This window comes from Dinoroseobacter sp. S375 (genome assembly GCF_049800775.1).
Lineage (GTDB): Bacteria > Pseudomonadota > Alphaproteobacteria > Rhodobacterales > Rhodobacteraceae > Dinoroseobacter.
In genome coordinates, this window is the sequence record NZ_JBNAFR010000001.1 from 905,167 (window position 1) to 916,901 (window position 11,735).

The window sequence follows — 11,735 nt, forward strand, 5'->3', positions numbered from 1 at the left end:
GGGGTGTTATGGCAGGCTATATTCTCAAGCGGCTGCTCTCCGCGATCCCGGTGCTGTTCGGCATCTCGATCATCGTCTTTCTGATCATGGCGATGATCCCCGGCGATCCGGCCACCGCGATCCTCGGGTCCTTCGCGACGCCCGAGAATGTCGAAAAGCTGAACCGCGATCTTGGGCTCGATCAGGGTCTGGTGCAGCGCTACTTCATCTGGCTGACCAACATGCTTCAGGGGGATTTCGGTCGCTCCTTCGCCCTGAACCGCCCGGTCCTGGACGAGGTACTCGAGAGGTTCAACGCCACGCTCATCCTTGCGGGCACGGCCTTTGTCATCTGCGCGTTGCTGGGGGTCGCGGCGGGTGTGGTCTCCGCGGCACGGCAATACGGGGTCGCGGATAAGGTCATCACCTTCGTCGTCCTCTTGGGGATCTCGATCCCGTCCTTCTTTCTCGGAATGATGATGATCCTCATCTTCTCCGTGAACCTGCGCTGGTTCCCGGTCTCGGGCATGTGGCCGATCTATGGCACGCGGGACATCTGGGCGCTGCTGGACCATCTGATGCTGCCCGCACTGGCGCTCGCCGTGGTGGCCACCGGTGTCATCGCCCGTCTCGCCCGGTCCGCAATGCTCGAGGTTCTGCGCCAGGATTTCATCCGCACCGCCCGCGCCAAGGGCGTCCGGGAAAGCCGGGTGATCTGGGGACATGCCCTGCGCGCAGCGATGGTGTCGATCATCCCTGTGCTGGGCATTCAGGCAGGCTTTGTCCTGTCGGGGGCGGTCTATATCGAGATGGTGTTCCAGTGGCCCGGCGTGGGGCGCATGCTGGTCGATGCCATCCTCAAGCGCGACATCCTGCTGGTTCAGGGAGGCGTCGTCTTCGTGGCGGCCTGCTACGTGCTCTTTAACATCGCGGTGGATGTTGCGCAGTCCATGCTCGACCCGAGGATCAAGACATGATGGCGTTCCTGGGGCTGCTGGCCCGCAACCGGCTGGCGCTGGCCGGATTGATCGTGATGGGCGTCGTGGTCGGTCTGGCGATCCTTACGCCGATCCTGCCGCTGGCCAACCCGGATGTGACCAATACGGGCAACCGGTTCAAGCCGCCCTTCTCGGAGGGCGCGCTTCTGGGGACCGACCATCTCGGGCGGGATTTGTTGAGCCGGTTGATGTGGGGCACGCGCCTGTCTCTGGCCGTGGGCTTTGCCGCCGCGATCATCGCGGCCACGCTGGGCGCCGCGATCGGAATCATCGCGGGCTTTTACGGCGGGCGGACTGACAATGTGATCATGCGCGGCGTCGATATGCTGATGGCTTTTCCCTATATCCTGCTGGCGCTGGCGATTGTCGCGGCCCTGGGTCCGGGGCTGATGAATGCGCTCATCGCCGTGGCGGCGGTCAACATTCCCTTTTTCGCCCGCAATATCCGTGGGATCACCGTGGGAATCGCCCGTAAGGAATTCGTCGATGCCGCGCGGCTCTCGGGTATGAGCGACGCGCGGATCATCCTGACCGAGATCCTGCCCAATGTGGTCCCGGTGATTGTCATCGCCATGTCCACGACCATTGGCTGGATGATCCTCGAAACCGCGGGCCTGTCCTTTCTCGGGCTCGGCTCGCAGCCGCCCCAGGCGGATCTGGGCTCTATGCTGGGCGAGGCGCGCTCGGCGCTGATCACCAATCCGCATACGTCGGTGGTACCCGGGGCGATGATCCTGATCATCGTGATGGCGATCAATCTGCTCGGTGACGGGGTGCGCGACGCGCTCGACCCGCGCCTGAAATCGGGGGCGCTGGAACGGCCCATGCCCACCACGCGCGTGGCGCGCCAAGGTCCGGCCCCGGCCCCACAAGGCGATGCGATCCTCGCGCTGCAGGGGCTTGAGACACAGTTCCATGTCAAGGATCGGGTCTACGAAGCCGTGGGTGGCGTGAGTCTTGAGGTGCATCCGGGCGAGTGCCTCGGCATCATCGGCGAGAGCGGATCGGGCAAGTCCGTGACCGCGCTCAGCGTCATGGGACTGGTCGCGTCGCCGCCGGGCGTGATCACCGGAGGGGCGGTGCGGTTCAAGGGTGAGGATCTGATCGGTGCCCCCTACGAGACCTTGCGATCCCTGCGCGGCAAGAAGGTGGCCTATATCTTTCAGGACCCTCTGGCAACGCTGCACCCGCTTTACACGGTGGGCCAGCAGTTGATCGAAGCGGTCCAGTGCCATCACCGCACGCCCCGGGCCCAAGCCCGCGCCCAAGCCATCAACCTGCTGAAAGCCGTGCGCATCCCGAATGCCGAGAGCCGCGTGGACAGCTATCCGCATGAAATGTCGGGCGGGATGCGGCAGCGGGTCGGGATCGCCATGGCGCTGGCCAATGATCCGGAGGTCATCATCGCCGATGAGCCGACCACCGCGCTCGACGTGACCGTCCAGGCCCAGATCTTGTCCCTCCTGGACGATCTGCGCCGGGAACGCGGGCTGGCCATCATCTTCATCACCCACGACTTCGGCGTGGTGGCCCAGCTCTGTGACCGGGTGGCGGTGATGTATGCCGGGCGCATCGTGGAAAAGGGCAGCACGCAGGAAATCCTGGACGCACCGGCCCATCCCTACACCGCCAAGCTCATGGACTGCGTGCCCGAGCTTGGCGCGGGCCGCCGTCGGTTGGAGGCCATCCCGGGTCTGCCGCCGGTGGTGGACAGGTTGCCTGCGGGATGCGCCTTTGCGGATCGCTGTCACAAGGTGCAGCCCGCCTGTCGCGAGGGCGAGGTCGCGCTCGCCCCCCACGCGGCCGGGCATCTGGTTCGCTGCAAGGACCCGGAAACATCCCGTCAGGAGGCCGCGCAATGACCGCCGCGCTGAAAGTAACCGGGCTGAGCAAGACCTTTGCCGTCGGCAAGCGTCTCTTCGGCCCGCCAAGAGCCCTTGTTCATGCGGTGCAGCCGCTCAACCTGACGGTGGAGCAGGGCGAAACGCTGGGCATCGTGGGTGAATCCGGTTGCGGGAAATCCACACTCGCGCGGATGCTCGTAGGGCTCTTGCCGCCCAGCGCTGGCGCGATCGAGCTGAACGGTTCCGCAGTCGGAGCTGTTGATCCGGCGGCCTTCGGCAGGAAGATCCAATATGTCTTTCAGGATCCGATCTCGTCACTCAACCCGCGCAAAACCATCCGGGAGATCATGGAGGCGCCGCTCAAGCATCTCCACCAGATGGATGCCGAGACCCGGCAGGCGCGCATTCGCGAGATCTTTGCCGCGGTGAACCTGCGCGAGGAGTTTCTGGGCCGCTATCCGCATGAGTTCTCGGGCGGGCAGGCCCAGCGGATCGGGATTGCCCGGGCGCTGGCTGCGGACGCCCGGATCCTCATTCTGGATGAGCCGGTCTCGGCGCTCGACGTCTCTGTGCAGGCGCAGGTGCTCAACCTGCTCGCGGATCTCAAGGCGGAGTTCGGGCTGACCTACCTTTTCATCAGCCACGACCTCGCGGTGGTCGAAGCCGTCAGCGACCGGGTGGCCGTGCTCTATTTCGGCGCGGTGGTTGAGGTCGGCCCGGCGGAGGAGGTGTTTGCCAGACCAAAGCACCCCTATACCAAGCTCCTCGCCGATAGCGCGCCGGTGGTCGGGCGGGGACTGACAGCGCCCGAGGGGCGGGAAACCGAGTTGCCCGATCCGCTCCATCCGCCCGAAGGATGCGCCTTTGCCGCGCGCTGCGCCTTTGCCACCGACCGATGCCGGAAAGAAAAACCTCAACTGATCCGCACCGACGCGGTGACAGAGATTGCCTGTTTCAACCCGCTGGAGAGCTGAATCTGCGGCGGCTGCGGCGTTTCAGTGGCCGCGCGAACACGAGCCATGGCACGTAAAGCACCCCTTGCTTGGCCGCTCGCCATGAGAGCCCCTGCAGGAGCCCGGATCGCCCCGCGACTAGTCCTCGTCCTCGATCTGCAGAATGCCGAACACGAGGCCCGAGAAGGTGAAAAACAGCGAGGCGCAGAGGATCAGCCAAGGCTCCAGCAGAACCCGGTCGATGAAGGGCACCGAGACGATGTTGCTGTCCTGCAAACGCCCCCCTGCCCCGGGGCGCAGCACCTTGAAGCTGTCCGCCTCGGTCGCGACATCCACGGTATAGCGCCCGTCTTCGAAACTGACCTGACCATAGAACTGGGACGGGGCTTCGGGCTCCGACCACGGGGTCACGACCCCTGTCAGCGCCGACCCCGGCGGCAGCGCGATGGGCTCAGCCTCCACCCGATAGATCCGCCGGCAGGCCTTGTCATACTCTGCGAACCCGGTGTCCCAGATCGTCGCAATCAGTTCGACGCACAGCGCCTGACGGATGATCACCTCGACCTGACCGCTCAGATGGGGAATATCGTCATCGACCACGATCAGCCCGCTGACCTGTCGCAACTTGCGCCCGATGACGGCGGGACCGTCGATGGTCATGGGGGCGGAGCGGGTGGCGAAGGCCGCGTCTGAGCCTTCGCCCATGTCCTCGCGGATAAGCTCCGCACAGGCGGGGTCAGACACCAGGGTGAACGGCGCTGTCAGCGGAAACTCCCCCACACGCTGGGGCTGCAGGCCGTCCGACTCCGACTCTTCGCTCTCTGACAGTGGATCCAGCAGCAGCGCAGCGAGGGGATCAGCGGTTGGACCACCAGCGTCCAACTGGGCGAGCCGGTCCGCATTGAGCATCAGATCACGGTCATTATAGCTGAGCGTGCCATAGCTTTCGCTCCGCTCTGCGTCGGGCTGAACCGCGTCGATGCGGAGCACCTGCTCCCCCCCTTCAAAGGACAGCTCCACCCGCGTTTCGGGACCCGGCCTGATGACACCGCGATAGCAATAGGCCGCCGCGTGATCGGCAATGGCGGGCACCTCATCTGCCACGGTCTCGAGCTGCGCGGCATCGACGACCCAGTCCGAGCCGACCTGCACGAGCGCCCCTTGCACGGCGATCTCGCTGCGCTCGGCGCTCGTGACTTCGTAGTCGAGACGGCTCGTCTCCGCCGTGACCACGAACAACCCACCCGAAGGGAAGATGATCCAGAACACCAGCGACAGCACCATGAGACAGAAGAGCGACAGGAACATCAGGCCGCTGAGATAGGGCACGCTGCGGCAGAAGAACCGCTTGAGCCCCTTATGGGTCGTCGCCGCCTCTTTGCAGCTTTGCATCGCACGGCGCATACGCCCCGGCGTTGCGGGGGCGGGCTCTGCTGCAGGTTCGGGCTTGCTGGGAAAGTCAGTTGGCATCAGAGACCGGCGGTGGCAGCGTGATGCGCGAGCGGAAGATCCGCGCCTCCGGCCGATGGGGCTGAACCACCTCGAGCCGGACCTCGTAGAGCATGAACTCGTTCGACCGCACCGTGTCGATGTTCAACCGGCAATCATAACCGCGATCCACACGCTCGGTTTCGACGCATTCGAACCGTTTCAGATAGTCTTCGGATACCTCGCCAGTCTCCCTGACGCCGTAGAGGGTCGCGTCGATCTGTGCATTGCCGATTTCGAACACCGCGAGCAGCGTATCCGCCTCGTCGGAGAAGAACATGGGCACGTAGTAGCTGGAGCGGCGCGATGTGCAATCGGGCGCGAGAAAGCCGCGCATGAGCATCAGGGCCTCGGAATACTGGTTGTCTATATGCTGACTGCTGATCTTGGTGATGACCTCGGTCTTGGCCGTGTCGCCATCCTGAAGCTCGCTCAGGCTGACGCTGGTGCCAATCGCCTCGTAGAACCCGTTGATCGTGCGCACCTCGGCGCACAGTTTGACACCCGCATCCTTGGTGATGGCCGCCGGCAGAAGGATCGGCGCGAAATCCAGCGTCTTCATCTCGATCTTGTGGTCTTCGTCCTCATTGCGGATCAGCTGGAACGCCGAGAACAATGTGTTGGTCCGGATCGCCAGTCGCGCATTGCCCGACATGGTGCCGGTGCCCGCATTCACATTCTCGGTAAGCTCGAGGGGTCGCGGGACCTGCCAGCTGTTGAATTCCTGAGCCTGCAGGGACGTGACCATCCCGGCCATGCAGAAACCGACTGTGAGAGACTTCAGCATGGGCATCTCCTTAGAAATTTCGTGGCTCGAACCCGGAGGCTGGCAGGCTGCCATCGGTGCGCCGCCAGCCAAAGACGAACTTGCTGCCTTCGGCAAAGTAGTGGCGCGCCAGCATGTCCTGAAAGATATCAAGGGATTGAAACGAGAACCGCTGGCGCGGCTGCCCCTGCAGGACGACATTTGCCATGGCAATCCGGTCCTGGGACCGGAACGACGACGCAGTATTGGTTTCGGACACAATCACGCTCTTGGCGTCCGCATCAAAGCCGAGCTTGAGGATGCCGAGATCGCCCAGCGCCGCCTCGAGAATGCAGGCCCGCAAGGCCGCCCCATCCGGCCCGTCCTCGGCCGATCCCGCGGCGGCGCGCAAGGCAAGCGCCTCGTCCCGCTTGGCCGGATCCACGCGGCAGAGCTGCGCATTGCGCCGCCAGTCCGCGCCGTCGGTCTGGGCAACCTCCCCCGTTGCGGGGCTCTGGGACAGGGAGAACCCGCCACTGATCGTATCGTAGAGAACATGGGGGATCTGCCGCCAACCCAGGGGCGGCAGGCCACGATCACTGGCGGCAAAGGTGCTTTGCTGCTCGACCTCCAGGCGCACTTCGGTGAAGAGGCTCAGCAGCGGGCGGTCATCCTGGATCTTCGGAATGAAGTTCCGGGAGAACAGGGAATAGAGCGGTGCCTCAGGCTCCAGCCCAAGGCCAAGCGCGCCGCCGGCCGGCTCCCGCTCGCTGTTATCCATGATGTCATAGGCGATGCCCCGGGGCGACGAGCTGTAGAGCACGAGGATCTCGTTGCCGGCATCGTCGAAGCGCGGGCGGACCGGGGCGCGTGATGCCTCCGAGACCAAGGGTTCATCGCCACAGGCGTTAATGATCAGGATGATCCGCGCAGGCCGTCCGATATTGAGCTTGCGGATCACGTTCTCAAGCGTGATCGACCCGGCGCGCATATCCCCGATCGACCGGTACCGCTCGCCGGTTTCGGGCACCCCGACGAGGAAGTTCTCGCCGCCATCGGTAAAGCCATGCCCGTTGAAGATGAACAGCACCTCGGACCCCTCGGTCACCCGTGTCGACGCGGCGTCCAGATCATTTTCCAGCGATCGGCGCGACCGGTCGGAGAAGGACTCGTTGATCACGGTCCATCCGACACTTTCCAGCGCGTCCACATAGCCCAGCGCGTCATTGCGCGGCGTCAGCAGGTTCAGCGGCGAGCCGTTGATCGCCACGTTGTCACTGCTGCTTTCATAGGATTGGTTGCCGATCACGAAGGCCAGCCGATCCGGCGCAACCTGCGCGAGGGCCGAGACCGCCCCGAAGACGATCAGACCGAGCCCTGCCAGAGCACTCCGGAGGATATGCGGGCCCGCGGCCAATGCTCTAGCGTCCGTTCAGGACACGGGCGGCGCATTTGTAGATGTCTTTCCGGTTGCCCGCTTCCACCAGATTGACCTCCCGCCATTTCGGATGGCTGCCCGAAATCGGATTTTTCCGGTCCTCTAGCCCATCCCGAATTGCACGGGTCACCTGCGCGATCAAATCGCAATAGGGATTGTCCTCGTCATAATCGAAAGTGACCAGCAATGCCGTGACCGCGAGCGTTTCCACGTCTTCCTCAAGCCAGGGATATTGGTCACGGGTCAACAGGGCCTTGCGGTAAGGGGATTCCGCGCTGTCCAGAAGCGAGGCGTATTCCTTAATGGGCAACAGCTCCAATTCCTGATCCGGGGTGATCGACTTGCCCAGACTGCTTGGCGCGCCGGAGACGTCGAACACGACATCATAGCCGAGCCCGATATTCGGCAGGCCCAGTTCGACGGAAAAATTCTCCCAGTTCGCGGTCTGGTCCGAATGGCCCAACTGCTCGAAGAGCCAGCGCGATGTCAGGTTCGTGCCACTGGTCTCTCCCCCGGCGTTCACCTGCACCTGACCGTTCAGGATGTCGCCCACCGAGTTCATGTCCCAGGACTGGTGCGCATAGACATGGATCTCTTCACCATAGAGCGGCATCACCACCTTGATGCGGTCCACCACGCTCTTGAGCACTTCATTGCCCTCTGCGCGCACGCGCAACTGGTCGAGCACGTCGGCCTGAACCAGCGCCAGCTGGAAATACTGCTGCGTGTCATGACCTTCATATCCGATCAGACGCTTGAGGTTCTGCACCGAGCCGCCGCTGGGCACGATCTCGAACCGGACCGAGGGCAGCATGGCCGCGATCTCGCGGGCAAAGCGGGTATAGGTGCCGTTCTCCGATCCGGTGGTGATCGTCAGATACAGCTCCTCATCCTGCGCCAGCGCCGCCGGGCTCGACAGCGACAGGGCCAGTCCCGCCCCGGCCAAGAACACGCGAGCCTGCCGTCCGAGTGAAGATAGAATTGTGCCACGTGACATGAGCACCCCCTTAGCGCGCGTAGAAGTCTGATTTATCGGCGTAAACGAGGCCATACCCCGCATGCACCAACATGATGGTCTCCGGATCCGGCTCGACCGTTTCGATGACGATGACAATGTCGCCCGAACCGTTGGTCTGTCCGACCGGCTCGGAGGTCGGGTCGGGATCCGCCGTCAGCGACAGAGCGGCGGGCGCCTCGTCCAGAGCGATCCGCGCAACCTGCCCCAGATCGAAGGCGCGATTGCGTTCAAGCTCCATCACGAAACGCCGCATGACATCGCCCCGCAGAGCGACCGCATCCAGCCGGTCCAGCACCTCCCGCAGCCCTTCGAGCTGCGCAGCGATCTCGGGAGAGGACCGGCCGAACGTGTCCTGGCGACTTCTGAGGCGATCATAATCCTTGCGGACGATCTCGACCCGCGCGGCGAGCGCGTCGCGCTGATCCTTGAGCCGCGCCAGATCCCACTCGAATAGCCCTACGAGGTCATTATTGTCCCGCTTCGGTGCACATTGATAGGCGAATTTCTCTTTTTCGAGCTCCGGAATATCTGCGCAATTCCCAGCGGTCGGCGGGGCCACGAACCACACCCACGCCCGGCTTTTCTCGATCTCGAGCCGCTCCCGGCGTAGGGCCTCGCGCGCCTCCAGATAGAGCGGCAGGGCCCGCAGATACTCGAACCCGCATTCGGTCCGAAATTTCGGCCATTCCAGCAGCGGAACGTCCTGGCAGGACTGGATCTGAACCGGGTCGCCTATCTGCGCCAGCAACCCGTCCGAGGTTTGCGACGCTTGGCTTGAAAACGGGAAAAAAGATGCCGCAAAAAGCGCCAGAAAACCCAGAATTCCAGATCGCGGAATGATCAAAATTAAGAACACCTTCACCGATTGTTGCGGCGTATCAAAGGTCAAACTATCATCAACTCGTCTTTAAGTTTCAATCGATTCGTCTTTCATCGCAACTGTAAATGAGCCCTTGAGAGTGATACGCGCAATTGACGTTTTAGCAGTGGGCTTTCTGATCTTCGGCGCGGGAAACGCTCTGGCACAGCAGATTGTCAGCGATGACGACATGGCGACGCTCGACCTTTCATCGATCGACAGGACTATCGATCAGATCGCCTTGCAGGTAGAGCTCCTGAAAGGGGCCGGGTCCGGAGCGGCCTCGGCGCTTGGTCCCGCGCCGACGGAGCCGGAAACGACCGAGACCGTGGTGTATCGGACGGACCGCGCGCGCTCCAACGCGCTGTGCTTCCGGGATTCCGATACCGGGCATGATACGCTCGGGGCGCTCGATGGGTATTTCGAAACCGTCGAGGCCCTGATCGGCACCGTCGACACGACCGTGGTTGCCTTTGACGGGCTCAAGGGCATTCACCAGCAGGGATCATGCCCAAAATTCATGCGCGATATGCTGACGACCCTGGACCGGCAGCTTGCCTCGGTGTCACGGCGGGATCTGAGCGATCTCGTGTTTCATCTTGAGACCTGCTGGCCCGATGAGGGCGCAACCGAAGCAGATGGGAGCGTGTTGGACATGGATGCCCGCTATGCCCGGGCCCGCACGAGCCTGAATTCCTATCGGCGCAGTCAGCGCGGTTTCCGGGAGGCTGCGGCATGGTGCGAGTGACCCTGGCCGCCCTCGCGATGCTCGCCGCACCGCTCGCCCCGGCGGCCGCACAACAGAGCGAGGCCCTGCGCGAGGTCCGCACCCTCGTGAACGAGGCGAACCGCCAAGTGCTCGAGATGCAGATCGCCATCGAAGAGATCGAAGCCAATCTCTCGCGATGGGAGGCCGGCATGCGCCGCGCCAGCGCCACAGGCAGCATCCGCCCGGTCTTGTCGACAAGCGCGTCGGATGATCTGAGCGATCTGGCCGAACAGATTGCCGACCACCCCAGTGTCGCGATTGCCGATGGCACCTGCCGCGACGATCTGCGCGCCATGGGGCGGCAGGACCTGCTGGACAGTTCGCTGGCCCGCCTGCCCGCGCTGAGCGAATGCGCCGCGCGGATCGCGCCCCGCGTCCGGATCGATCTGCCCTATGAATGCGCCAGCCTGTTCTGGCAGGTGTCCGCGACGGGGGACCTGAACCTGACGGGGCATGTGCAGGATCCCGGCGATCTCGCCGAGTTGCAGACGCGCTTCGGCCCTGCCCTGACCGAGAATGTCGTCGCCCGCCCCTTCCCGGTCTGCTCGGCGCTCGAAGCGCTGGAACTGCCGCTGACCTCGGACAAGAAACCGGCGATCCGCATGTTGAGCGGAAAGTCTCGCATCCCCTACAATGACAGTCTCGCCTTCGAGGTGGTGACCCCGGATTTCTATGCCTTCGTCTACCTCGCCTATCTGCAGGCGGACGGGACGGTGGTGAACCTGCTGCCGCGGCGAAGCTTCATCCGCAAGCAACACCCGCCCCGCACGGTCCTGCGCTTTGGCGATGGCCAGGAGGGGCGTCAGACCTATACCGCCACGGCCCCGGCCGGGACCGAAGCGATCATCGGCATCGCCTCGCGCAGCCCCATCGACGCGCTCGAGGATCTCGAGCAGGGGGCCTCCGGCCAATACCCCGCCCGGGATGCCAGCGGACGCATCCTGGATCAGTCCGTGTTTCTCGACCTTTTGAACTCAAGTCTGGATGACGAGTTCGAACAGGGCAGCGGGCGACGCGAAATTTCCGCAGAAGTGCTTCATTTGACCGTTATTCCCGGTTGACCCAGCCCACCCATGAGGAGGCCCTTGATGACGACACTATCCAGACTGCTCGCGATGACACTGTGCATTTTTCTGGCGATGCCTGCCGCCGCTCAGGGGTTCAAGGACAGCCAGGCGATCCTGCAACAGCTGATGCCGCAGAATACCGGGCCGATGGTGCGCTCGATGAATTCAGTGGCCAAGCGCGGGATCAACATTCAGGGCCCGCTGCCGCCTATGGTGGACTTGCCCAAGGTGGACCTCACCGTGAATTTCGAGCTGGGTTCGGCGCTTTTGACCAATGACGGGATGCTCGCCCTGCGCTCGCTGGCCAAGGCCCTGCACCATCCCAGTGTCCAGAACATGACCTTTCAGGTGGCCGGTCATACGGATGGGCGCGGGGATGCGCTGATGAATCAGCGCCTCTCGGAGCGGCGCGCCCAGGCAGTGGTGGAATTCCTGACGGTGCATTTCGAGATCCCGCCGGGAACGCTCATTCCCATCGGCTATGGGTTCTCCCGCCCTATGGATCCGACGAACCTGCTCAATCCGCTGAACCGGCGGGTCGAGATCATCAATCTGCAACCCTTGTCCTGACGGGCAC

The 11,735-nt window shown here is 63.6% G+C and carries 11 protein-coding genes; 6 read left to right on the forward strand and 5 right to left on the reverse strand.

Translation table 11 applies throughout. The annotated features are described in order from the left end of the window. The first annotated feature begins 8 nt into the window (after positions 1-8). The 3 genes from ACP150_RS04335 to ACP150_RS04345 are packed head-to-tail and all read left to right on the forward strand — an operon-like array spanning position 9 to position 3,795. Positions 9-956 carry an ABC transporter permease gene (locus ACP150_RS04335; protein WP_424965317.1) on the forward strand — a complete coding sequence of 316 codons (948 nt, stop codon included), beginning with the start codon at positions 9-11 and terminating at the stop codon, positions 954-956. Further along, a complete protein-coding gene (locus ACP150_RS04340; protein ID WP_424965426.1) occupies positions 956-2,839 on the forward strand; it encodes a dipeptide/oligopeptide/nickel ABC transporter permease/ATP-binding protein in 1,884 nt (627 codons plus the stop codon). Before ACP150_RS04335 ends, ACP150_RS04340 begins: the two co-directional genes overlap by 1 nt. Further along, positions 2,836-3,795 carry an oligopeptide/dipeptide ABC transporter ATP-binding protein gene (locus ACP150_RS04345; RefSeq protein WP_424965318.1) on the forward strand — a complete coding sequence of 320 codons (960 nt, stop codon included), beginning with the start codon at positions 2,836-2,838 and terminating at the stop codon, positions 3,793-3,795. The genes ACP150_RS04340 and ACP150_RS04345 overlap by 4 nt, the downstream gene beginning before the upstream one ends. Before the next feature lie 117 nt (positions 3,796-3,912). Here ACP150_RS04345 and ACP150_RS04350 read toward each other — a convergent pair whose 3' ends face one another. From ACP150_RS04350 to ACP150_RS04370, 5 genes are read right to left on the reverse strand one after another with little or no spacing between them, the layout of a single operon-like run. After that, positions 3,913-5,178 carry a hypothetical protein gene (locus tag ACP150_RS04350; RefSeq protein ID WP_424965319.1) on the reverse strand — a complete coding sequence of 422 codons (1,266 nt, stop codon included), beginning with the start codon at positions 5,176-5,178 and terminating at the stop codon, positions 3,913-3,915. A gap of 55 nt (positions 5,179-5,233) precedes the next feature. Next, a complete protein-coding gene (locus ACP150_RS04355) occupies positions 5,234-6,049 on the reverse strand; it encodes a hypothetical protein (RefSeq protein WP_424965320.1) in 816 nt (271 codons plus the stop codon). A gap of 10 nt (positions 6,050-6,059) precedes the next feature. After that, complete coding sequence (locus tag ACP150_RS04360; RefSeq protein ID WP_424965321.1) at positions 6,060-7,424, reverse strand: caspase family protein; 1,365 nt, start codon at positions 7,422-7,424, stop codon at positions 6,060-6,062. A 4-nt stretch (positions 7,425-7,428) separates the two neighbouring features. Next, positions 7,429-8,442 carry a TAXI family TRAP transporter solute-binding subunit gene (locus tag ACP150_RS04365; protein ID WP_424965322.1) on the reverse strand — a complete coding sequence of 338 codons (1,014 nt, stop codon included), beginning with the start codon at positions 8,440-8,442 and terminating at the stop codon, positions 7,429-7,431. 10 nt (positions 8,443-8,452) lie between these two features. Continuing rightward, entirely contained in the window at positions 8,453-9,211 is a 759-nt protein-coding gene (locus ACP150_RS04370) for a hypothetical protein (protein ID WP_424965323.1), read from the reverse strand. Positions 9,212-9,422: 211 nt separating this feature from the next. Between ACP150_RS04370 and ACP150_RS04375 the strand changes: the two genes are divergently transcribed. Genes ACP150_RS04375 through ACP150_RS04385 form a run of 3 tightly spaced genes read left to right on the forward strand, consistent with a single transcriptional unit; the run spans position 9,423 to position 11,728 of the window. After that, on the forward strand, positions 9,423-10,070 hold the full coding sequence (locus ACP150_RS04375) for a hypothetical protein (protein ID WP_424965324.1): 648 nt from the start codon (positions 9,423-9,425) through the stop codon (positions 10,068-10,070). Next, positions 10,058-11,152: a DUF4384 domain-containing protein gene (locus ACP150_RS04380; protein ID WP_424965325.1), complete on the forward strand. Its 1,095-nt coding sequence runs from the start codon at positions 10,058-10,060 to the stop codon at positions 11,150-11,152. Before ACP150_RS04375 ends, ACP150_RS04380 begins: the two co-directional genes overlap by 13 nt. A gap of 27 nt (positions 11,153-11,179) precedes the next feature. Further along, the gene (locus ACP150_RS04385; protein ID WP_424965326.1) at positions 11,180-11,728 is read left to right on the forward strand and encodes an OmpA family protein; all 549 of its coding nucleotides are present in this window, start codon (positions 11,180-11,182) and stop codon (positions 11,726-11,728) included. The last annotated feature ends 7 nt before the right edge of the window (positions 11,729-11,735 follow it).

Excerpts from the sequence above, each read along its gene's own strand:
- ACP150_RS04345 (WP_424965318.1), top strand. The coding sequence starts at position 2,836 with ATGACCGCCGCGCTGAAAGTAACCGGGCTGAGCAAGACCTTTGCCGTC.
- ACP150_RS04335 (WP_424965317.1), top strand. The coding sequence starts at position 9 with ATGGCAGGCTATATTCTCAAGCGGCTGCTCTCCGCGATCCCGGTGCTG.
- ACP150_RS04380 (WP_424965325.1), top strand. The coding sequence starts at position 10,058 with ATGGTGCGAGTGACCCTGGCCGCCCTCGCGATGCTCGCCGCACCGCTC.
- ACP150_RS04365 (WP_424965322.1), bottom strand. The coding sequence starts at position 8,442 with ATGTCACGTGGCACAATTCTATCTTCACTCGGACGGCAGGCTCGCGTG.
- ACP150_RS04340 (WP_424965426.1), top strand. The coding sequence starts at position 956 with ATGGCGTTCCTGGGGCTGCTGGCCCGCAACCGGCTGGCGCTGGCCGGA.
- ACP150_RS04350 (WP_424965319.1), bottom strand. The coding sequence starts at position 5,178 with ATGCGCCGTGCGATGCAAAGCTGCAAAGAGGCGGCGACGACCCATAAG.
- ACP150_RS04385 (WP_424965326.1), top strand. The coding sequence starts at position 11,180 with ATGACGACACTATCCAGACTGCTCGCGATGACACTGTGCATTTTTCTG.
- ACP150_RS04355 (WP_424965320.1), bottom strand. The coding sequence starts at position 6,049 with ATGCTGAAGTCTCTCACAGTCGGTTTCTGCATGGCCGGGATGGTCACG.